The following is a 21997-nucleotide window of genomic DNA, read 5'->3' on the forward strand; positions in this document are numbered from 1 at the left end:
TCGTAACACAGAAGCGTAATAACAATGTCCTGACAAACATTATGTTTATCACGCTGTGTGAACTGATTATCAGGAGATAACTATGTCCGGTCCGACACCGCCCGCCCACTGCACTTTTGATCCCGAAGACTGGCTGCGCCTTGCGCGTCACTGGCATCCTGTTGCGCGCAGCGGCGATATCAGCAGCGCGCCGGTGAAGGCGACTCTGCTGGATGAACAGCTGGTGCTGTATCGGATTAAGGGGGACGTTGTGGCCGCACGTGATATCTGTCCACATCGTGGCGTACCGCTGACGCTGGGTTTCCATGATGATGAGGGCATTATCTGTCCCTATCACGGCCTGCGTTTTGGGGAAAATGGCCGGTGTAACCGTATTCCATCGAGTCCGGACCAGCCGGTGCCTGCCAAACTGCATCTTACCTCTTATGCCGTGACGGAACGTTTTGGACTGATCTGGGTTTGTCTGGCGCCCGACAGTGAACAGCCGGCAAAACTGCCGACGATGCCGCACTGGGATGACAGCGGGTTTCAGCAAATCAACTGCCCTGGATTTGATGTCGCAGGCTTTGCCGGCCGCCAGGTAGAGGGCTTTCTGGACGTCGCGCATTTTGCCTGGGTGCATACGGACACCTTTGCCGATGCGGCTAACCAGCTGGTGCCGGCATATAACCCGGTTGAAACCGACTACGGCTTTAGCGTGGACTACTGGAGTACCGTCAGTAATTTTGCTGCCGGCAGCCCGCAGCAGGCGCCCGACGGCTTTGAGTGGCTGCGACGTTTTGAGATGCATCTGCCCTTTACGGCCACGCTGACCATTTTCTTCCCTGGCGACGCCCGCCTGACAATCATGAATGCTGCCTCTCCGGTTTCAGCCCGCCAGACGCGCATGTTTGCGCCTATCGCACGCAACTTTGATCTGCACATTCCTCCGGAAGAGGTGCACGCCTTTAACCTGCGCGTTTTTGAGGAGGATCGGCTGATGGTGGAGACCCAGCGCCCTGAACGTCTGCCGCTGGATCTTACGCTGGAGGCGCATATTCCGGCCGATCGCAGTTCAGTGGCCTACCGGCGTGGGCTAAAACGTATGGGATTTGGTGAATTTTTTCTGGTGTGAGGGGCGGCAATGAACGAACTGATTAATGTGGTGACAGACGGCATCTGGCGTCAGGGCCGCCGTAACCTGAGCGTCAGGCTGATGACGGCAGACGGGCAATTGCTGCCCGCATGGCAGGCAGGTGCGCACATTGATGTGCATCTGCAGCCGGGAATGATCCGGCAATATTCATTGACCGGAGCGGAAAACAGACGTGACTGCTATGAAATTTGCGTGGCGCTTGAGGCTGAGTCGCGCGGTGGGTCGCGCTACATACATGAAACGCTGCGCCCGGGCATGCAGCTTGCTATTTCTCCGCCACGTAATCTTTTTCCGCTGGTCGCTGCCAGGAAGGTTATCCTGCTGGCCGCAGGCATCGGCATTACTCCGCTTTCTGTGATGGCACAGGCGCTGGAGGCAGCAGGCCAGGCGTTTGAACTGCACTATTATCTCAGAGAGCGGGGCGATGAGGCGTTTGCAGCACTCCTGAACCAGAATTTTGCGCACGGCATTTGTCACATCTGGTACAGCAGTGAGGGTGTCAGCGCCCGCACTCATCAGCCTGAGAGTATCGCTCGCTATCAGCCCGGCGCACATATCTATCTCTGTGGTCCGCTGCCTTTTATGTCCCATCTGCAGCTTCAGGCTGAAACCTGCGGCTGGCCTCCTGAGGCGATTCATACAGAGGCATTTAAAGCAGCTGCACCGCAGCAGGTAACTGAGCAAGGCGCAGCGTTCACTATAACCCTGGCGCGATCGGGCAGAAGCTGGCTGGTTCCGCCGGACCGTTCCATTGCAGCAGTGCTGACTGAACAGGGTGTGGAGGTTGCGCTGTCATGTGAAATGGGTATGTGCGGAGCCTGTCTGACACCTGTTACTGAAGGCCAGCCGGACCATCGCGATACGGTTCAGTCTGACAAAGAAAAAGCGGCGCCCTCCCAGTGTATTGCACTCTGCTGCTCCCGCAGCCATACCGTCAGCCTGACAATCGATCTCTGAACAGCTGGCTGCTGACCCGGCCAGCAGCCTGGCCTCCCCTGCCCCGATAAACACGCCTGTTATCATCTATCATTTTCTGTCTATTTTTAGTCCCGGCTTATGTTCCGGTCCTCAATACTCTGTCACGAAAAAAATAAACGAAGCGCAAATGAATACCTGCACCCTTTTATTGCATGACGTAATGCTGTGCCCGGCTAATTGTCACAACTTTTCATTAAACCTTTTCAGGACGCAAAGAACGCTTTCCTTTATCAAAGTAAAATGCTAACTATTCACCTGCGTAAGATTAAGATAACAGAATCGCTTAAGATCGATTCTTACTTAAACAAACGACCCGTCGTAAATTAAAAAGTCAGGATAAATTCTGTCTTGAACATGGTAAAAACAGCGCTACATTTATTTTTGCCACAAGTCAGCATGAACAGAGAGGAAAAAATGCAGGATTCCAGCAATAACCCGGAAGAAGCTGAAAAAACCAAACCACGCCGCGGTGGTGCAGGTAACTTTGCTGCTAACAAAGAACGTGCTGCCGAGGCAGGCCGCAAGGGCGGCCAGGTCAGCGGTGGCAACTTCAGAAACGATCCTGAACGGGCTATTGAAGCGGGCAGAAAAGGAGGGAAGATCAGCCGTCGTAAGTAAACTTATACAGAGCCCGATATCTCTGCACTTCATTTAATTCTGAAAATGACACTCTCCTGACATCGTTTACGCTTCGCTTACGCGAAAGAATTGACCTGTCAGGAGAGTTATTTTTTCATTCGGAGAAGAATTTTCGATTAAAACTTGATCGATACCCTTTTTTACCGCTTCGCTTTATTAACAAAAAAACGTTCTATATTTTCTGACTGACTTACAAATGGCATTTTTATTAACCAGCAACATGAATGGATATATTTGTACAACGCACAACCCTTTGTACACTTTTATTAAAAATATAAACCCATACTACAACGCATTTTAAATAATAAACGACCTAACTCTATATTTAATAAAGAAAAATTGCATTAATGATGCATCTTATCGTTGCCTGCGCAAATGCCGGGTATTTCGTTTGAGGAGGCAGCAATGAGGGATGACTGCAACCGCACGCAAAGTGCGACGCGTGCATCACCGCTGACTATAGTTAATATTCAGCAACGATAAGGGGGCTTTATGGCAGGTGGCTGGTCGGAAGATGGCGCAGTCCAGAAACAGATTGATGCGACGGTTGATGATGCTATCGCCCGGGCGCGAAGTCATCTTAAGCAGGGTGACAGTGCACGCTTCTGTGATGAGTGTGGAGAACCGATACCCGAAGCACGTCGCGCGGCACTGCCCGGCGTACGCTACTGTATCCAGTGTCAGTCTGAACTGGATAAGAAAGAAGCCAGCAGTAGCGGTTATAATCGCCGGGGCAGTAAAGACAGCCAGCTGCGTTAGCCTGGCGCAGACTTGTGTTACTCAGCTCCAGAGCAGAACGTCGTTACGCCCTGCCCGCTTTACCTGATAGAGGGCCTCATCCGCATGGCGCAGCCAGTCGCGCAGAGAATCAGCGCTGCTCGCAGGAGCGATACCGATGCTAACCGTGCAGTGAAAATCAGGAGCGGCAGGCAAAGCAACCTGCGCTATTTTTTCACGCAGTCGCCTGGCGAGAGCAACCACGGTTTCATCACTGGCATGGTGAACAATAACGCTTAGCTCATCACCTCCCAGACGCGCGGGTATATCCTGAATACCGACATAGTTGCGCAGCAGAGCGGAAATTTCTGCCAGCAGAAAGTCTCCGGCTTCATGCCCCCAGGTGTCATTGACGGCCTTGAAATGGTCCAGATCCAGCAGCAGCAGATAGCCGTTACTGTCGCCACGCCGCGTACTTAAAAACTCACTCTCCAGCCGTCGTTCAAATAGCCGTCGGTTAGGGATCTGCAGGCCCGGATCCATCAGAGCTACGCGCTCCAGTTCGCGATTACGCTTGCGCAGCTGCCAGGTCAGATTATAAGAAGCGATACTCAGCGCCAGCATGTAACAGCTGGCGAGCGGCAGCGTCAGCCACACCGTCTGCGTCGTAAAGGCACTCTCTATCCGTGCACCATCGAGTATCCACACCGACAGGAAAGCCACTATAAACGCTTTAATAGCGGAGATGAGAAGCGTACTGCCTCCCGCCGCATAGCGATCTGAGGCCAGTACGGCCATGATAATCACCGAGGGCACCGGAGTGAGCGACATCAGCGCCACCCATATCCCGCCAAAAGCGGCATCGAGCGTAAGGTTGTTACGTTCAGCGCTGGTCGGATCTTCAGCGCGCAGTGCACGCTGGCAGGCAAGCCACGGCCAGGCAAAGGCATTAATGAACAGTAAAGCGCTGTAGAACAGCTCGCGCTGCGTATCGAGCAGCACAGAAAGAATAGGAAAGAAACAGAGTACAGTACCGAGCTGACGCATAAAAAACATGCGCCGGACGAAACGTCTCGATCGTTTTTTCAGATGATCATCATCAGGGGTGTAATAGTTCATTCTAAGATAAATCTGATCAACAGGAACCGCAGTTTATCGGGAAAAAGGCGCAAACAGCGAATTATTTTGACGCTTCCCCCTTATCGATTGAAGTTACCGTGCTTATGTAATTACGCTGGCGCACAACGGCTGTTTTTACCATCATCCTTTCATTAATAAAATAATCATACTTATCAAACAGATAAGCTGGATAAATCTGACAGCCTGAAATAAATGCTGCACTATTCAGACTGCCAGTAAAGCCCGGCTTAAGAGATTATTTTTTCAGATTACATCGTTTAACATGTCACCTGAAGAGCCTCTGTTGGCGATTTCAGGCTGAAATCGCTGTTAATCATAGACTTACCATTGAGTCGCTTGCATATCGATGACAAAGCGATAGTGCACATCGCCGCGTAGCATACGCTCAAATGCCTGTTCTATCTCATCCCCGGTAATAGTCTCGATATCCGCCACAATATTATGCTGGCCGCAGAAATCGAGCATCTCCTGCGTTTCCTGTACGCTGCCGATTGAAGAGCCAGTGATGCTCAGCCTGCGGAAAACCATTGGGGTGATATCCGGCGAAATATGTGGCCGATCCGGAATACCTACCAGCACCATACGTCCATTGGTTTTCAGCGTGGCAAGATAGGGATTAAGGTCGTGCGGAGCTGCCACGCAATTGATGATGATATCCAGCGAAGTCTGGCAGGCTGCCATCTCCTCCTCATTGTGAGATACCACTACCCGACTGGCCCCCAGGCGCAGTGCATCGTCGCGCTTGGCGGCAGAAGTGGTAAACAGAGTGACGTCTGCCCCCATTGCGCTGGCCAGCTTAACCGCCATGTGTCCAAGTCCGCCCAGTCCAACCACGCCCACACGGTCGCCTGCTTTAACATTGAAATGGCGTAATGGCGACCAGACCGTAACCCCGGCACAGAGAAGCGGTGCTACCCCGGCTGGTGGCAGATTTTGCGGAACGGCGACCACGAAGTGCTCATCGACAATTACGCTCTCAGCGTATCCTCCCCAGGTGGTGCCGCCGGTGTACTTGTCGGTCCCGTTATAGGTCGCGGTAAAACCCGCTTCACAATATTGCTCTTCATGCTGCTGACAGAAATGGCAGGTCCGGCAGGAATCCACCATTACGCCAACGCCAACCAGATCGCCTGGCCTGAATTTGCTGACTTCACTGCCCGCCTCCGTTACCCGGCCAACAATCTCATGTCCCGGTACCAGCGGATAGCGGCTGACGCCCCATTCATTACGCGCCATGTGCAGATCAGAATGGCAGACGCCGCAATAGAGGATCTCAATTTTGACATCCTGTTTTTGCAGCGGGCGCAGCGCGACGCTATCGGACGTCAGGGGTGCGGTTGCATTATGTGCAACCAGTGCATTGATTTTCATTGTGCCTCCGGCAAAGATGGCTTAATAAGCTGAGAGGCGGCAGACTATAGTGAATGCGAAAAAGAATTAACAGTAGGCACCAAACGGTGACCTTATAAGGAGTCAGGCATGCCAGCCTGGGAAGAGGGTAAACTGGTCTTTTATGCGGATTCACCTCCGCGCAGACTGCTGGAGCTGTTCTCTGTCAAATGGAGCACGATGGTGCTGCATGCGCTTTATCACTGGCCAGATCACTGTGCCAGAACCGGCGAGCTGCAGCGCAGCCTGCAGGGCATATCAAAAAAAATGCTGTTTCAGACGCTAAAAGCGCTGGAACAGCGCGGCCTGGTTGAACGGCGGGAATATGACGTTACGCCTGCTAAAGTCGACTACCGGCTCACCCCGCTGGGAATGACATTTGCCCGACCGGTGGAGGAGATGTATACGTGGGGGCTTAAGAACCAGGCCGCGCTGGATAGTATGGAGGCTAATCTGCACGCTGCCCGGCTTAAAGCTGAGTCAGAGGAGTAACAGAGCCGCCGCGGGCGGCTCTGTCAGGTCAGACTTAGTTAAACGGCGTTTCCCGGGCCAGCAGGCGCGCAATGACGTTGAGTGCGCCCTCTTCGTTATTGTTCTGCGTACGATAGCGGGCGACTGCCGCAACCGACGGGGCAGCGTTATCCATGGCAAAGCTGTAGCAAGCCTGTCGCAACATCTCGATATCATTTGCGCTGTCGCCAATCGCCAGCACCTCACAATCATCAATGCCCCATTTTTGCTGCAGCATGGCAATGCCGTGCGCTTTATGACAGCCAGGAATAATCAGGTCAATAAAGCCGAATCCGCTGGAGACCGGATGCATAATGTTCTCAATTGCGCTCAGCTCATGATGCAGCCGCGCCATCAGCGCCTCAACGCCTTCATGCTCAAGATTTAATGAGAATTTAAAAATGGTGTCGTCGATGCTGCTCAGATCGTCGCGCTTTTCCAGCCGGCGATAGTGATTGCTGAGTTTATTCACCACATGTTCAGGCATAGAGTTGTGCACATAGGCGCTGTTGCGGCCGCAGACCACGACGCTGATATCAGGCTCTTTCGCCAGGATAGTCAGGATCTGCTCTACCCGCTCAGGCGCCAGCTCTCCGCAAAACAGTTCCTCATTGCAGTCTGAGACCCAGGCGCCGTTTTCAGCAACAAACGCGATCTCATCCTTGATATCAGGAAAATAGTGTTGCAGCTGATAATACTGATTGCCGCTGGCAACAACAAAGCGGATCCCTTTCTCTTTGAGCAGTGCGTACTGGCGGGCAAAACGCTGCTGATTATAGTGCTTGTTATCATCAAGGAAGGTGCCATCCATATCTACTGCAATCATCTTAACTGCCATTACTCTCTCCCATATAGAATCTGCCGTCAGCCCGTCCGGCCTGTTATAGAGTATAAGCTTACTCGCGACGTGGATTAATGAGAATGTTAATAGTGACGATGTTCACTGCTTTCAGAGATTTCTCGCTGGCAGACGCGGAGCATCTGTATGGTTTACTGATTACAGTGAATAAGATGAGTTGCACAGCGGAAGATGCCAGGCAAAGAAGGTTGCCGGCGGCGCATTAAGGCCGCCCGGCTCAATCAGTTATTGTCAGGATAGCTCAGGGTAATAGCGTCATCTGGCAGATGCGTGAAGGTTTTAACCAGCTGGTGATAATCGGCAACCGGATTCAGTGCGGCAAACTGCTGCGGATAGAGATCTTTCGCCAGGATTTCCATGCCGATGATATTCCACGGATGGTTGTAGAAATGGTGATAGATACCATAAGCCCGGTTCTGCTTCACCGGCTCAATCTGTGCCACGCCGGTACGGCGCGTCAGGGTCTGGAAGGTTGCAGTGACCTCCTGAGGCTTAACCCCATAGCCAAACGGTAACACGTTGCTGTTAGGCCGTTTAGAACCGGTCATGATATAGACATCAGGCTTCATCGCGATGATTTTTTCCAGCGAAACAAAACCTGAGTTGCCCGGTAAAAGTGCAGAACCGATATTTTTGCCTCCTACCGCTTCGACCAGTCCGCCCCAGCCGTTATGACTGTGCGTAAAACAGCAGTTATCGCTGTTGCCGGCAATAGGCTCGATAAACACTGTGGGTTTCTTTTCAATGCCGCTGACTTTATTCGTAATAGCGGACATTTTTTGCTGATAGAAAGTTGTATAGTCCCGGGCCTGCTCTTCGCGGTTAAGGATCTGCCCAAGCAGAGAAACACTTTTAGCTGTGTTCTGCGCCGGGTGCAGTTCATAGTCTACAAACACAACCGGGATGTGCAGATTTTCAAGCGTCCTGACCACACCAGACTGGATCAACGCCGGTTTTGCACGTAACTGTGCAATCATCACATCCGGCTGCTGCGCCAGCACGCTTTCAAGGTTGACCTGACCCTGATCGTTGAATCCCATATCAACAATTTTTTCCGCCTGCGGCCAGCGTGCTTTCAGCATTTCCCAGGTTTGCGTATCCTGTTTTTTAGGCAGGTTATTCCAGGCTACAATGCGTTCAAAAGGATTATCACGATCGAGCAGAGCCAGCGTCAGTACATCACGCCCATCCTGTAAAATAATATGGCGAGGCTCTTTAGAAAACGTATGTTGCTGTCCATCCAGATCGGTGATGGTCAGTGGATAGGTGGTGGCTGACGCTGATAAAGCCACACCCAGGCTCAGCGCCACGCCGCAAATAACTTTCATTTGAACTCCGTTCGTTACTGAATAGTAATTATTATCATCTAATTTATCATAACTGGTAAAGCCGGAGCAGGGTCCGTGCGGGTGCGGTTGTAACGGAATGCGTCATCCTGCCGGATAAAGGCTCTCTTTTGTTACGTAAAACAGCCTGAAACAGTGGCGATTTCAGGCTGAAATTTTTAGCTCAAATCTATAACTGACAATCACTTAGGCGTGAAAAAGGGGTGGCGAAAGCAAATAAACCGCCCGCAGGCGGTATGTTTACTGCTCCAGATATTTAGCAAGCGTGCTGCTGATGACCTTATCCAGCTCATCCTGTAGCTCTTTAGGCTGGCGATTAAATTCATAACTAAAGGTGCGCCCTTTGGATTTTTTCCGGGCAAAGCGATCTTTGTCAGCAAAGTCCCAGAGCGACGTCGTCACGACTTTCTCTTTTCCCGGAGCCTCAAGCAGTGCGTTACTGCCATTGCGCACCAGACGCAAAATGGCATTCTTCACTTCATCTTCAGCCAGGCCATCTTCAGAGGCAATCTCATCAATATCCGCGCTGATAGTCTCTACCAGCGTGGTTATGCTCTGTTGCTTCTCCTGAAGCCTTTCACATGCCTGCAGCAGCAGCTTATAGTCCGGATAAGCGAGTTCAGCATGGTTAGGAAACAGCATGATCAGTTCAGCCGGCACACTCGCGGCCTGTAAGGCGCGTGTCACTTTAGCCTGTGACAGTCCCTGTTGCTCAGCAATCTCTTTTTGCGACAGGCCACTCTGCTTTAGAGCCAGCAGGCGCAGACCTACTTCACGCAAATTATGCTCACGCGCAGTCTGAATATCCTGAGCCAGGCGACGTGCTTCTTCGGCAGAGATATCCTCATCAGTCACCAGTATGCTCAGACCCGTTTTGCAGAGCAGCGCGGCAGCGCGACGGCGGGAGCCATCAAGTACTTCGATGCGCTCACCGCGCTTTACCCCGATGGCGGGAAAAAACTGCTGCAGTTTAATCGTACGAATGATGTCACGCAGCGATTCTGGCGTCAGGCCAGACTGATCGCGACCGTTGGTCTCCTGCACGACAAAAGTCTTTGCTTCCACATCGCGGGCAGAGACGTGCTGAAGTGAGAACAGCGCGCGTTTGCCGGTATTCAGCACAAACGTTTGCGTATGTTCTGCAGCAGTGTGTTCATTTTGCAGAGGTGACTGGCTGAAAGTACGGCCAATAGTAATGCGTTTTGCGCTCATCTTAACCTCAGTTCAAACGAATAAATTCAATACGGTCAAATACGGCTTTGGCAAAATCCTCTGCAGCCGATCGCGCGTTTTTCAGTGCCTCACTGCTGCCCACATAGGTAGAAGGGTTAGCTGAAATCACCGTATCAAACGACTCACCGCAGCGCTCAAATCCGTCAAGCCGCGGCAGCGCCGCGTCCAGCATATCGCCACCGAAAATCTCTTTAGCCAGGCTATGGCACATCTTATGATCGGCTTTGTTGGAGAGTTTCGACATAAAGCCGATATTGCCCTGCAGCCGGCATTCAGCCCCTGAGGCTTCAATAATCTCTACCAGCTCAGGCAGTCGGGTAAGGTATTTGAGCGTCGAATGAAAATCGACCTGCGCAGGCGGAACGGGCGTCATCAGCAAATCAGAAGCAGCAATCGCATTTTTGAGAAACGCATCCAGATGCGGGCCGCTATCAATAAAAATGAAGTCGTAATCTTTTTTGAGCTTTGCCACAACGTTTTCATACAGCACAGCGTGCACGTTCTGCCCTGGCAGGTGTTCATGACAAAGCTCCTCCCAGCGTGAAGCGATAAACGCATCATCAATTGAAGCGGGCAGTACATCCACGCCCGGGATGATTGAGGGCACAATAAAGTCGCTTTTCAGCTCTTCGCCGCTGACATTCTGCAGCATCGCCTGGGCGGCAGTGGCTTCTACCAGACCCACTGAACGTTCATGATTCAGAAACATGGTGGCCGAAGATTGCGGATCCAGATCGATGACCAGAATACGTAAATCTTCAAACAGCAGATGCGGATGCGCCCGCAGCGCATGTGCCAGCGAGACGGTTGAGACCGTTTTGGAGACGCCACCTTTCAGATTGCCAACGAAGAGGGTATAGGCTTCCGCGTGGCGATCGCGATATTTAGGTACGCCCCGGTGATGGTAGATATCGACAATGTTTTCAATCGACATCGCATATTTGGTGGAGCTGCCGGCAGCGCGTTTATCAAACACGTAGCCATTTTCTTCCATCTCATTGACCGCATAATCAACGCTGGCGCGCGTCAGTTTTGGCAGTTTAGCCAGCGCGGCTTTCGCATAGACCTGATAAAACGTATTTTCTTTGAGTTCTTCTTTTTGCGCCTGAATCTGCTCGGTGAGACTCATCAGCATTCTTTCTGAACGTTGAGCAACCTTCAGAATCTGCTTCTCATCATTAGCCATACCTGCTCCACACATGTAGGATTTATGACTTTATACTTAAATCCTGCACATAAGGCAATTACTTATCCTGTAAACCGGAATGCTTAATTATGCCTGCAGAATGTATTGCCCGCAGCATTCACTGTAATCAGTAGCCGCTAAACGTTCACTGTAATCAGCAAACGTAAAGTTGCAGGCGTTCAGATATAAGTCGGAAGTCCAAAGATTCACTGTAATCAGTAAATGAGGGCGCAGCGTTCACTGTAATCAGTAAAAGATTCACTGCAGGCTGCTGCAAACACGCTGTGTGAAGCAGGCTCTGGCCGGTATCTCTCTGCACGTTCACTGTAGTCAATAGTCAGCTGTTAAAAACAGAGGAGACCCTCTTCGGCAGCATTCACTGTAGTCAGCATTCTCCGGCAAATTAGCCTCTCTCTGGCTGTAACGTTCACTGTAATCAGGAGAGCCACAGAACGCGGTCGTTTAGTATCACTGGCGCCTGGATCGTCTATACGCAGCACGTTCACTGTAATCAGTAGCGGATGCCCGCTCTCACTGCAGTAAAGCCTGGCCACATTCACTGTAGTCAGTAACGGCCCGTCTTATCGCTGGCAGCGTTCACTATAATCAGCAGACAGGTCCGCAGGCGGCCTGGGCAATAGAGCGGGCCGTAAAAGGTATTGCTTTCAGCTGTCGTAACGCTATCTGGCCCTCTGCTGATTACAGTGAACAGCAGCTGTGTACTCTATACAGTGGTCACAGCGGGGCAGGGCAGAGGGTTAGCAGGCGTTCACTGTAATCAGTAAACAGAGCGGGATTAAGCTGCCTGAAAAGATATGTTAGTGCTTACTATCAATTTATGCCACGTCTGGTGCATACCGTGCCTGATTGTTCCCAGCCTGGCTAAAGAAGCCTGCTGTTTACAGTGAACGTTACTGATTACAGTGAACAGCCAGCCTGCATGGGGAACATTAAGGAGCAGAGTAGGGCTGCACGGCTGATACGGCACAGCGGCGGGAAAAGATGTTTTGCTGATTACAGTGAACATCACGACTCGTCGTCAAACTCGATCTCATCCAGCACGTCGATGCTCTCCAGATTTCCGATACCATCCAGCTTGGGCGTCCTGCTATGGATGATGAAAAACACGGAACGTCCACGCTTAATCTCGGAATAGTCGAGATAGCCTATCTCTTTCAGCTGCTCCATAGCACGCCGCACCACATGGTTCTGCGTGGTGGTTTTCGATCCCAGGTTAAGACGCATACGCAGTCGCGCCAGCGAGATAGGGGCCGGATTAACAGGAAGGCTTTCCAGATAGGTATAGAGCGCCTGAGCAGACTCTTTACGTTTCAGGCGCGAAATGGCCCGCAACTGAAGCAGAACCTTGTGATCAAAGTTATATAACTCAAACAGCTTCGGATCGGCCTGAATGCGCACCAGATCTTTTTCCCGATCGTAATAGGCAGATTGTACAAGGTGAGTATGATAAGCCTTGCCGTTACCTTCAAAGGAGAGCGTATTGGTTGCAATGCGCCGTAATGAGGCATCCAGACGCCTGCGCAGGGCCGCAGAAGAGTTCGCTGACGGAATACCACACATCTTAACGAAATCGATAAAAGGCAGCGTAACCGTGTCGCCTTTGGTCGGATAACGGGAGAAGGATTGAATAATCCCTGCCCAGGTTTTGAAATCGTTATCCATATCCAGTCTGGCACCGGTTATGGTGATCTTCTCATACCCTTCCGCTTTTACCAGCGAGAGGTTTTTCAGCTCTTTGGTCGCATCAGTGGAGGCCATAGCCCCGGATTTGCCGCGAGCAGTGGATTTAAGGGTGGGAACAAACAATCCCAGACGCATCAGTGCCACAGGCTGGACAGTATTATTCTTGTTAGGATGGAGCTGGATAACTTCGCCACTGTTTTTTGTCACCGACAGAAAAGGTTCCAGTAACGCCTTGTTTTTACTCTCTTTGTCTGCCATGGCATGAGATCTTCATTTTGTGGATGAAAGGGATCGTTTTCTGATTACAGTGAACATTAGCACTGATTATAGTGAACATTCCACAGAGTACAGTGAATATAGCACTGATTACAGTGAATGCTTTACTGATTATAGTGAACATGATCACCCTTTGAGGCCTTGTGTGGTGCGGCCTGCGACGATCGGGGATCTCTTAGGATCTATCTTTGATCTCTTTATGATCTCTTATTAGGATCTGGTTTATGTATAAGTGGATAACTCAGGATCCCACGGCAGACACTCTCTCTTAATTGCTTTCAATAAGAGAACAACTTGATCAATATTATTCATTTTATATCAATAGTAATCAGGCGTATCGTAACAGGCATGATCAACAGCCATGTACTGAGGAATTCTGATGACTGACCATGTAATTTCACGTAATCCTGCAACGGGTGCCATTCTCGCAACGTATCCACTCCAGACCGCTGAGGAACTTGATCGCTCCCTTGCACAGAGCGCTGAAGCCGCTGAGCTGTGGCGTAATACAACGATTGAAAAGCGTGTGAAGGTACTGCGTCAGCTGGGTGAACAGCTGCGTCAGCGTCAGGATGAACTGGCCACTATGGCAACACGGGAAATGGGTAAACCTGTTGCCCAGGCACGTGCAGAAGTCCTGAAATGTGCCAGCTTATGTGACTGGTATGCCGAACATGGCCCGGCCATGATTGCTGATAAACCAGCTCCGGTAGAGGGTCAGCAGGCGTGGCAGTCATTCAGACCACTGGGCGTCATACTGGCTGTGATGCCGTGGAATTTTCCTTACTGGCAGGTGCTGCGTGGCGCTGTCAGCATGCTGCTTGCCGGCAATACCTATCTGTTAAAACATGCACCCAGCGTAATGGGATCGGCTTATCTGATGGCTGAACTGTTTGAGGCAACAGAACTGCCGCACGGTGCTTTTACCGTTATCAATACGGATAACGACGGCGTTTCAGCAGCAATCAGCGATTCACGCGTTGCAGCCGTTGCAGTCACCGGGAGCGTACGCGCAGGCGCCGCTATCGCAACACAGGCCGGTGCGGTACTGAAGAAAACAGTACTGGAGCTGGGCGGTGCCGATCCTTTCATCGTACTGGCCGACGCAGATCTTGACGCTGCTGTCGCTTCAGCCGTTGTGGGGCGCTATCAGAATACCGGACAGGTTTGCATGGCAGCGAAGCGCTTTATCATCGAAGAGAGTATCGCCGCCGAGTTTGAAGCGCGTTTCAGCCAGGCCGTAACCGCACTAAAAATTGGCGATCCGCTTGATGAGCAGACCTTTATCGGTCCGATGGCACGCTACGATCTGCGTGATGAACTGGATGGGCAGGTGCAGCAAACGCTCAAAGAGGGCGCACGTCTGGTGCTGGGCGGTCATAAAATTGAGGGGGAAGGAAATTACTATGCCCCTACCATTCTGGCTGATGTGACGCCGGAGATGACAGCATTTCAGCAGGAAATATTTGGCCCGGTCGCGGCAATCACTACGGCGCGTAATGCAGAACACGCCCTTGCGCTGGCTAACAACAGCGATTTCGGTCTGAGTGCCACCGTCTGGAGCCGCGATGAGTCGGTGACCAGCTGGCTGGCAGAGCGGCTGGAAACAGGAGCGGTATTTATCAACGGCAACGGCGCATCCGATCCGCGCGTCGCGATTGGCGGCGTTAAAAAGAGCGGCTATGGCCGTGAGCTCTCCAGTTTTGGCGTACACGAGTTCTGCAATATCCAGACAGTATGGAAAAACCGTCGCTAACTGCCCTGAGGCGCGCAATACTGTGCGCCTCACGATTTTCAGGTAGCCAGCAACATGAAAAGTCCGGGCATTATCATCCTTGCAGCAGGGCAGGGAACACGTTTTCAGCAGGCGGGCGGAAAAGGCAATAAGCTGCTTGCCCTCTTGCCTGACAGCACCGGAACACCCCATCCTGTGCTCGGTATGACGCTGCATGCAGCACAACACAGCGGGCTGCCGCTTCTGCTGGTAACGCGACCTGAATATACCGCGATACGGGCGCTGGCTGCCGCGCAGGCGATACCGGTGCTGTGTGTCAGCAGTGCAGGCAGCGGCGAGACGATTGCCGCTGCCGTTCGCGCTGTGCCGCACTGGTCTGGCTGGCTGATTCAGCCCGGCGATATGGCATGGGTTACTGCAGAAGATCATCAGCGTATCGCCGGCGCACTCTCCGAAGGGGCCTCCCAGGCCCGTTTTTGCTGGCAGAACAAACCCGGCCACCCGGTAGGCTTTGCGGCAGAATATGGCCCGGCACTTAGTGAGTTAAAAGGGGACAGCGGCGCCCGCTCGCTGCTTGATACCGCGCGCCTGCTGCGTTTGCAGGGACACGCTGGCGTGATCCGCGACGCCGATCTCCCCGTTACCGCCACGCCGCTCGCCCGCCGCAGGAAGTAGTGGCGCAGGGTGATAATTACCGCTACTCTCGCGCGGTCATATTTATGCGAACGGGTGACACACTACCCGGTTGACCGTCCCTGTTCAGAGTCATGGTACGCGGAGAGAGTGATGAGCGCAGTAGCCGATCCTTCAGTAATCCAGTCGCGGCGGGAAAGTGCCGCCATCTATCGAAAAATAACGTTAAAACTGATCCCGTTTCTCTGCCTGTGTTATCTGGCAGCCTACCTGGATCGCATTAATATTGGTTTTGCCAAGCTGCAGATGGCAAGCGACTTAGCGCTAAGCGAAACGGCGTTTGGTCTGGGTGCGGGTCTGTTTTTTGTGGGTTACATTCTGTTTGAAGTGCCAAGCAACCTGTTTCTGCAACGCACCGGCGCACGGATCTGGATCGCGCGGATCATGATCAGCTGGGGAGTGCTCTCGGCGTTTACCCTGCTGGTAAAAACTCCCGGTCAGTTCTATACGATCCGCTTTTTACTGGGCGTGGCAGAAGCAGGGTTTCTGCCGGGCGTGCTGTTTTATCTGACCCGCTGGTTTCCCTCATGGCGACGCGGCCGCATTATTGCGCTGTTTATGCTGGGTTTGCCACTTTCCAGTATCATCGGCGGCCCTCTATCAGGCTGGATCATGACGCACTTCGACAAACTGCACGGGCTGCATGGCTGGCAGTGGCTGTTTCTGCTGGAGGGCTTGCCGAGTATTCTGCTGGGGCTGATGACGCTGCGAATGCTGCCGGATGGCCCGGCAGAGGCATCCTGGCTGAGCGTTCAGGAAAAACAGGTCATTGCTGATGAACTCCGCAGCGATGCGGGCGAAGCTGCTGAGGCGAAACACCGGCTGCGGGATGGCCTGCTTAATTTGCGGGTAGTGATGCTGGGCGGAATCGATTTCTCCATACTGCTTAGCGCTTACGCAATGGGCTTCTGGTTACCGACGCTGCTGAAAAAAGCAGGCTCCACCGATCTCACCACGATTGGTTATCTTACGGCGGTCCCAAGTCTGGCCGCGCTGGCTGGCATGCTGCTGATTGGAGCCAGCTCAGACAGGCTGCGCGAACGCCGCTGGCATATTATTGTTCCTTTTATCATCGGTGCAGCCGCAATGGCCTGCGCGCCCTTCTGGAGCAGTAATGTGGCTGTAACCGTGCTGCTATTTTCCATTGCGCAGGCGATGATTATTGGTGCCGTGCCGGTTTTCTTCAGCCTGCCCGCAACCTTTCTGACCGGTACTGCCGCCGCCGCAGGTTTTGCGCTCGCCTGCTCAATTGCCAATATTGCAGGCCTGGTCAGTAATTCTGTTATGGGAATCGCGCTGGATATGACCGGCAGCAGCGACGGGGCGCTGTGGCTGTTTGCTGCCTGTTTATTGCTCAGCTGCCTGCTGGTGCTGGCACTGCCGGCAAAACTGGTCAATCGCTGATCGCCATAAAGCGCGCCTGTTACGGGCGCGCTTTACTGATTACAGTGAACGTTGCGTACACGTCAGGCAGGACGCGTTTATTCAGGCTCAGGCGATATCAGTTCTGCTCAGAGAGTTGCACCGCCATGGTATCGGCTTCCAGTGCTTCAAACACGTGGGGTTCATCAGCGGGATAGCAGATGTAATCGCCAGGATTCAGCTCCACCGGCGCATCGCTGGGTCCTACCCTGGCCCGCCCGCGGGCAATGATAACGTGCTCAACCGAACCGGGCGGATGCGGCTTTGAAGCGCGCGGCGCGCCTGGCTGACTGGTCACCAGATAGAGGTCGCGTCGCCCGCCTGGCGGGCAGCTGGCGAGCAGAGCCGCCTGATAATCAGCCAGTTCAGCCGACACAATCATCCCTTCACCTTTGCGAATAACCTGCAGACGTTTTACCTCTGGTTCCAGCAGGCGGGCGAAAGGAATATTTAACGCGACACAGAGCGCCCAGAGGGTTTCGATACTGGGATTGCCGTTGCCCGCTTCCAGTTGTGAGAGCGTTGATTTTGCCACACCCGCACGGCGAGCCACTTCAGTCAGTGAAAGTCCGGCACGCTGCCGCTCGCGGATCAGCCCGGCGGCAATAGTATCAATCGGTGGTGTCACAGTAGCTCCTGTTCGTTTTATCGAACGTTTGTTCATCTTGTAAAACAATTTCTGAACGTTCATTATACTGTCTTTACTGTTCGGTATGAGATCAATATGTGATGCGTGCAGGGATTAACGTGCTTGATCGCGGCGTGATAAAAGCGATTGTTCTGGTTTGTCTGGCAGACGGTATTGTGGGCCTCTCCTATGGCTCGCTGGCCGCTGCACAGGGTTTTCCGCTCTGGGTGCCGATAGCGCTCTCTACGCTGGTGCTGGCAGGCGCTTCGGAATTTCTGTTTATCGGCATTGTTGCTGGTGGCGGAAGCCCGCTCACTGCCGCCGCCGCCGGGTTGCTGGTCAATGCGCGCCATCTGCCGTTTGGCATTGCGGTAAAAGATCTGGTGGGGCAGGGAGGCCGCAGCCTCCTTGGCTGCCATATCATGAACGATGAGAGCGTGGTATTTGGTATCTCGCAACCGGGGCTGCAGCAGCGCCGGGTTGCCTACTGGCTGTGCGGACTCGGTATTTTTGCGGTCTGGCCACTCACCGTTATCGGCGGCGCCATGATTGGCCGCTTTATTCCTGACGTTTCCGCCATCGGGCTGGATGCGGTTTTCCCGGCGATCCTGATTGCGCTGATTTTTCCGGCGCTGCGCAAACGGCGGACACGCATTCCGGCGCTGGCCGGGACCGCACTCTCTGTCGCGGTCACGCCTTTTGTACCGGCAGGAATGCCGGTGCTCTTTTCCCTGCTGGGGTTGCTGAGCTGGCGGGAGCGTAAAGATGGACAATAGTCTGGTCATTGCCGGTATCGCGCTGCTGGCCGTCGGAACGTACGCTATCCGTTTTGCCGGATACCGTCTCGGCAGCCGGCTGCCGATGTCAGAAAAAACGCGCAATATGCTGTCAGATGCTGCCACGGTCCTGTTGCTGGCGGTGGCGGTCACAACCGCACTGTTTGAAGGAACGCACTTTGCCGGCATCGCACGGGTAGCAGGCGTTCTGTTTGCTGTTTTTCTGGCATGGCGACGGACGCCGTTGATTCTGGTTATCGCAGGAGCCGCAGCGATGACGGGATTACTGCGTTATCTGGGCGTGCCGTAACGACTTTTCAGGCTGGCAATATCCGCCTGCCACGGCTTTTGCTACCCTAACAGTATAAGGCGTCGCTTCCGGATCCCTTCAGAGAGCGACAGAGTAAGCCAGAGCAGGATTGAGGCAAAAATGGAAAAGCAGGAACGAACCGACAATCATGCAGATGAGATCGTCAACTGCGTGGTCTATCGTCATGGCGAGCGGCAAGAGCATGTCGATGTTGCAGAGATCAGCGATATCCTGAAAGAAGATAAATCGTTCGTCTGGCTTGGGTTATACCAGCCCGAACCCGCTTTTATGCAAAAGCTGCAGGAGGAATTCGGGCTGCACGAGCTGGCGATCGAAGATGCTCTGCTGGCGCATCAGCGTCCTAAGATTGAACAGTATGGCGAATCGGTATTTATCGTGGTCAAAACGGCGTATATGCAGGCGCAGCAGCACATCACGTTTGGTGAAACGCACTTCTTTCTGGGCAAAAATTTCCTGATTACGGTACGCCATGGATCGCGGGAAGGCTATGCCGCAATCCGGGAAAAAGCGGAAAAGAATCACGCCATGCTGTGCCAGGGGCCAGGCTATGCACTCTACTGTATCCTCGATTTTATCGTAGACAACTACAGTAAAATCACACAAACGCTCAGCGAGCGTATCGGTAATCTCGAAGATGGGATGTTTTCCACGCGCTTTGATAACCACGCGCTGGAGCAGGTCTACCATCTGCGACGCCAGCTGCTGGCGCTGCGCAACGCCGCGATGCCGGTCACTGAAATCTGCCCGCAGCTGGTTCGTTTCCATGAAGATATTATCCCAAAAAATCTGCGCGCCTATCTGCGCGATGTGCAGGATCACGCGCATCACGTCATGATCGATGCAGAGGATATGCGTGAAACGCTGGCCAGTGCTATGCAGGTCAACCTCGCACTGGTCTCTGTACAGCAAAGTGAAGTGAATAAGAAGCTGGCGGGCTGGGGCGCCATTTTGATTGTGCCAACAATTGTATTCAGTATGTATGGCATGAACTTTTCCGACATGCCGGAGCTGCACAGCCATTTTGGTTATCCGGTGGCGCTGGGATCAACGCTGCTTATCTGCTGCATTATGTGGTGGCGGCTGAAGCGCGCGGGCTGGTTATAACGACGCCCGCGCGTCGATGCCTGAAATTTCAGCCTGAAATCGCCAGAATTTTTATGGCTTAAAACGGGCTGGCAGTAGGGCGCAGCGTGATTTCACTGACGTCAACCTCGCCAGGCTGATCGATAGCCCAGCTGACCGCCTGCGCTATCGATTCCGGTTTAAGGGCGATAGCCCGAAAGCTGCGCATCGCCTCCTGGGCCACATCGTCAGTGATGCTGTCAGCCAGCTCAGATTCCACTACGCCTGGATTGATAACGGTAACGCGCAGAGCGGACGACTCCTGCCGTAATCCCTCAGAAATAGCGCGGACGGCAAATTTAGTGGCGCAGTAAACCGCCGCGGTGGGTGAGACCGTAAGCGCCCCGATTGACGCGATATTGATAATGTGCCCCGCCTGCTGCTGCTGCATTGCGGGCAGTACTGCAGCGATGCCGTAAAGCACGCCGCGCACATTAACATCCAGCATCTGGTCCCACTCTTCAACTTTCAGTGAAGCCATCGGAGAGAGCGGCATCACGCCCGCATTGTTAATCATCACATCAATCCGTCCATATTTTTCAATAGCCAGACGGGCTAATGCCTGTGTATCAGCGCGCTGCGTCACATCTGTCGTCAGATAATCTATCCGGGCACCCTGCTGCTGCAGCTCATCACACAACGATGCCAGACGTGTGGCCCGGCGTGCACCAAGGATCAGCCTGTGACCCTGCCTGGCCAGATAGCGGGCGATGGCTTCACCGATACCGCTGCTGGCGCCGGTCAGAATAATTACTTTCGCTTTTGCATCAGTCATCTTTTTTTCCTCGTGTGAAGTACCCTGCTATTGTTGAAAAATGCCGCAAACGTCAACAGACCTATTCACTGCGCATCTTTGCCTGATCCTCTCGCAGAGCGAGTCGCGCGCTGCGCCTTGTGACTAAGCAGGAATTCAACTATCCGGGAGAACGTGTGATGAATGACGTGCAACAGCAGATTTGCACTTTGCTTAACCAGCTGGCACCGCAGGAGGGATATACAAAATCCCTGCTGGATAGCGTGTTATTTATGCGGGCTAATCAGCAGTGGGCGCGCACGCCGGTACTTTATGAGCCGGGCATCATCATTATCTGCCAGGGCGCTAAGCGTGCCTTTCTGGCGGATAATGTCTACCGCTATGACGCGCAACACTATCTGGTATTATCTGTGCCTCTGCCATTCTCAGCGGAGACTGAAGCGACGTCCGCTGAGCCGCTGCTGGGCCTGGCGATCCGTTTTGACGTTAACGTACTGGCGAAACTCATCGCGCAGGTGCCGGCAAAGCCTGCGGGTGAAGAGAGGGCGACGGCCGCTATTATCTCCACGCCGCTGGATAGCACACTGCTACAGAGTACGCTGGCACTGCTTCAGGCATTACGGGATCCGCTTGAGGCGCGGATACTGGGGCCGGCCCGTGTGGAAGAGATCTGCTTTCGCATTCTGATGGGGCAGCAGGGTGCCGCTGTACGCGCCGCGCTGGCGTATCAGGGCCATTTTGGCCGCATTGCCCGGGCGCTACAGCAAATCCATGATAACTGGCAGCAGCCTATAAACGTTACGCAACTTGCCCGTGAGGCGGGCATGAGCGTGCCGCGTTTTCATCTGCACTTTAAAACCGTTACACAAACTTCACCCATTCAGTATCTTAAATCACTGCGCTTACATCGTGCACGACTGATGCTGATCCAGCAGAACCTGACCGCAGCCGGGGCAGCTGCGCGTACAGGCTACGAAAGTGACTCACAGTTCAGCCGCGAATTTAAACGCCTGTTTGGCCGCAGTCCGGCAGAGGAGGCGCGCATAATGAAACGGGCATTTACGCTGCTGCCAGCCGAACCATACGACCTGTTTTAGCACCCTGCACGCGGGTAACGGCTGACTGAGCATCACCCCCTGCCACAGAAAGAAGCCTGAATGTTTTAAAGCGAATCCCCCAGTTAATCGTGGTATTGGCGGCTGCGTTATCCAGACTTGTGCCGATGGCGTTCCGGGAAGGGATATGAAAAGATCGCGCATCTTTAAGTGAAGCACCGCTGCCGCCTCAGGAACAGCGCATTGCGCTGCGCGCGACAGGTTTCCGGCAGCCGTGCTGCAGGCTGTTGTCAGCCATGCTGCAGGCACTTTTTATCGTTCAGGCTGACCTCTCTTATTGCACTGCAGCCTTACGGCAACATGTCGCTT

21 protein-coding genes are annotated in these 21997 nt (G+C 53.1%); 12 read left to right on the forward strand and 9 right to left on the reverse strand.

Features of this window, described 5'->3' with window-relative positions; translation table 11 throughout:
- The first annotated feature begins 82 nt into the window (after positions 1 to 82).
- From hpxD to B4M48_RS05115, 4 genes are all read left to right on the forward strand, one after another.
- Positions 83 to 1114, forward strand: coding sequence for a molybdenum cofactor-independent xanthine hydroxylase subunit HpxD (gene hpxD / locus B4M48_RS05100; RefSeq protein WP_071668124.1), 1032 nt, complete (start codon positions 83 to 85; stop codon positions 1112 to 1114).
- 9 nt (positions 1115 to 1123) lie between these two features.
- Positions 1124 to 2092: a PDR/VanB family oxidoreductase gene (locus B4M48_RS05105; protein ID WP_288656158.1), complete on the forward strand. Its 969-nt coding sequence runs from the start codon at positions 1124 to 1126 to the stop codon at positions 2090 to 2092.
- Positions 2093 to 2527: 435 nt separating this feature from the next.
- Positions 2528 to 2731 carry a general stress protein gene (locus tag B4M48_RS05110; RefSeq protein ID WP_040113773.1) on the forward strand — a complete coding sequence of 68 codons (204 nt, stop codon included), beginning with the start codon at positions 2528 to 2530 and terminating at the stop codon, positions 2729 to 2731.
- A gap of 513 nt (positions 2732 to 3244) precedes the next feature.
- A complete protein-coding gene (locus tag B4M48_RS05115; RefSeq protein ID WP_040113772.1) occupies positions 3245 to 3511 on the forward strand; it encodes a DksA/TraR family C4-type zinc finger protein in 267 nt (88 codons plus the stop codon).
- A gap of 21 nt (positions 3512 to 3532) precedes the next feature.
- Here the strand turns inward: B4M48_RS05115 and B4M48_RS05120 are convergent, their stop codons facing one another.
- Both B4M48_RS05120 and B4M48_RS05125 read right to left on the reverse strand, forming a co-directional pair.
- Positions 3533 to 4588, reverse strand: coding sequence for a diguanylate cyclase (locus B4M48_RS05120; protein WP_071668122.1), 1056 nt, complete (start codon positions 4586 to 4588; stop codon positions 3533 to 3535).
- A 342-nt stretch (positions 4589 to 4930) separates the two neighbouring features.
- Positions 4931 to 5980 (reverse strand): NAD(P)-dependent alcohol dehydrogenase, encoded by a 1050-nt coding sequence (locus tag B4M48_RS05125; protein WP_250341389.1) that lies wholly within the window; start codon positions 5978 to 5980, stop codon positions 4931 to 4933.
- A 108-nt stretch (positions 5981 to 6088) separates the two neighbouring features.
- Here B4M48_RS05125 and B4M48_RS05130 point away from each other — a divergent pair, with 108 nt between their 5' ends.
- A complete protein-coding gene (locus tag B4M48_RS05130; RefSeq protein WP_040113764.1) occupies positions 6089 to 6490 on the forward strand; it encodes a winged helix-turn-helix transcriptional regulator in 402 nt (133 codons plus the stop codon).
- Positions 6491 to 6524: 34 nt separating this feature from the next.
- Here B4M48_RS05130 and B4M48_RS05135 read toward each other — a convergent pair whose 3' ends face one another.
- The 5 genes from B4M48_RS05135 to B4M48_RS05155 all read right to left on the reverse strand — a co-directional run bounded on the left by B4M48_RS05135 (position 6525) and on the right by B4M48_RS05155 (position 13094).
- A complete protein-coding gene (locus B4M48_RS05135; RefSeq protein WP_040113762.1) occupies positions 6525 to 7346 on the reverse strand; it encodes a Cof-type HAD-IIB family hydrolase in 822 nt (273 codons plus the stop codon).
- Positions 7347 to 7588: 242 nt separating this feature from the next.
- Positions 7589 to 8695 (reverse strand): ABC transporter substrate-binding protein, encoded by a 1107-nt coding sequence (locus tag B4M48_RS05140; protein WP_040113760.1) that lies wholly within the window; start codon positions 8693 to 8695, stop codon positions 7589 to 7591.
- Positions 8696 to 8953: 258 nt separating this feature from the next.
- On the reverse strand, positions 8954 to 9925 hold the full coding sequence (locus tag B4M48_RS05145; protein WP_040113758.1) for a ParB family protein: 972 nt from the start codon (positions 9923 to 9925) through the stop codon (positions 8954 to 8956).
- A 7-nt stretch (positions 9926 to 9932) separates the two neighbouring features.
- Positions 9933 to 11132: an AAA family ATPase gene (locus B4M48_RS05150; RefSeq protein ID WP_071668117.1), complete on the reverse strand. Its 1200-nt coding sequence runs from the start codon at positions 11130 to 11132 to the stop codon at positions 9933 to 9935.
- A gap of 1026 nt (positions 11133 to 12158) precedes the next feature.
- Positions 12159 to 13094, reverse strand: coding sequence for a RepB family plasmid replication initiator protein (locus B4M48_RS05155; protein WP_040113754.1), 936 nt, complete (start codon positions 13092 to 13094; stop codon positions 12159 to 12161).
- Between the two features lie 397 nt (positions 13095 to 13491).
- Here B4M48_RS05155 and B4M48_RS05160 point away from each other — a divergent pair, with 397 nt between their 5' ends.
- The 3 genes from B4M48_RS05160 to B4M48_RS05170 all read left to right on the forward strand — a co-directional run bounded on the left by B4M48_RS05160 (position 13492) and on the right by B4M48_RS05170 (position 16944).
- A complete protein-coding gene (locus tag B4M48_RS05160) occupies positions 13492 to 14868 on the forward strand; it encodes an aldehyde dehydrogenase family protein (RefSeq protein ID WP_288656163.1) in 1377 nt (458 codons plus the stop codon).
- Positions 14869 to 14922: 54 nt separating this feature from the next.
- Positions 14923 to 15522, forward strand: a complete 600-nt coding sequence (locus B4M48_RS05165; RefSeq protein ID WP_250341390.1) for a nucleotidyltransferase family protein — start codon at positions 14923 to 14925, stop codon at positions 15520 to 15522.
- A gap of 111 nt (positions 15523 to 15633) precedes the next feature.
- On the forward strand, positions 15634 to 16944 hold the full coding sequence (locus tag B4M48_RS05170) for an MFS transporter (protein ID WP_040113748.1): 1311 nt from the start codon (positions 15634 to 15636) through the stop codon (positions 16942 to 16944).
- 97 nt (positions 16945 to 17041) lie between these two features.
- Here the strand turns inward: B4M48_RS05170 and B4M48_RS05175 are convergent, their stop codons facing one another.
- A complete protein-coding gene (locus B4M48_RS05175; protein WP_040113746.1) occupies positions 17042 to 17590 on the reverse strand; it encodes a helix-turn-helix domain-containing protein in 549 nt (182 codons plus the stop codon).
- A 101-nt stretch (positions 17591 to 17691) separates the two neighbouring features.
- Between B4M48_RS05175 and B4M48_RS05180 the strand changes: the two genes are divergently transcribed.
- The 3 genes from B4M48_RS05180 to corA all read left to right on the forward strand — a co-directional run bounded on the left by B4M48_RS05180 (position 17692) and on the right by corA (position 19801).
- Complete coding sequence (locus B4M48_RS05180; RefSeq protein ID WP_040113744.1) at positions 17692 to 18366, forward strand: AzlC family ABC transporter permease; 675 nt, start codon at positions 17692 to 17694, stop codon at positions 18364 to 18366.
- Complete coding sequence (locus B4M48_RS05185) at positions 18356 to 18676, forward strand: AzlD domain-containing protein (protein WP_040113737.1); 321 nt, start codon at positions 18356 to 18358, stop codon at positions 18674 to 18676. Before B4M48_RS05180 ends, B4M48_RS05185 begins: the two co-directional genes overlap by 11 nt.
- Positions 18677 to 18796: 120 nt before the next feature.
- Entirely contained in the window at positions 18797 to 19801 is a 1005-nt protein-coding gene (gene corA, locus B4M48_RS05190) for a magnesium/cobalt transporter CorA (protein WP_094110794.1), read from the forward strand.
- A 58-nt stretch (positions 19802 to 19859) separates the two neighbouring features.
- Here the strand turns inward: corA and B4M48_RS05195 are convergent, their stop codons facing one another.
- The gene (locus tag B4M48_RS05195; RefSeq protein WP_040113735.1) at positions 19860 to 20594 is read right to left on the reverse strand and encodes an SDR family oxidoreductase; all 735 of its coding nucleotides are present in this window, start codon (positions 20592 to 20594) and stop codon (positions 19860 to 19862) included.
- A gap of 158 nt (positions 20595 to 20752) precedes the next feature.
- Here B4M48_RS05195 and B4M48_RS05200 point away from each other — a divergent pair, with 158 nt between their 5' ends.
- Entirely contained in the window at positions 20753 to 21670 is a 918-nt protein-coding gene (locus B4M48_RS05200) for an AraC family transcriptional regulator (protein WP_040113733.1), read from the forward strand.
- The last annotated feature ends 327 nt before the right edge of the window (positions 21671 to 21997 follow it).

Source organism: Pantoea sp. UBA6567 (assembly GCF_002434165.1).
Classification (GTDB): domain Bacteria; phylum Pseudomonadota; class Gammaproteobacteria; order Enterobacterales; family Enterobacteriaceae; genus Pantoea; species Pantoea eucrina.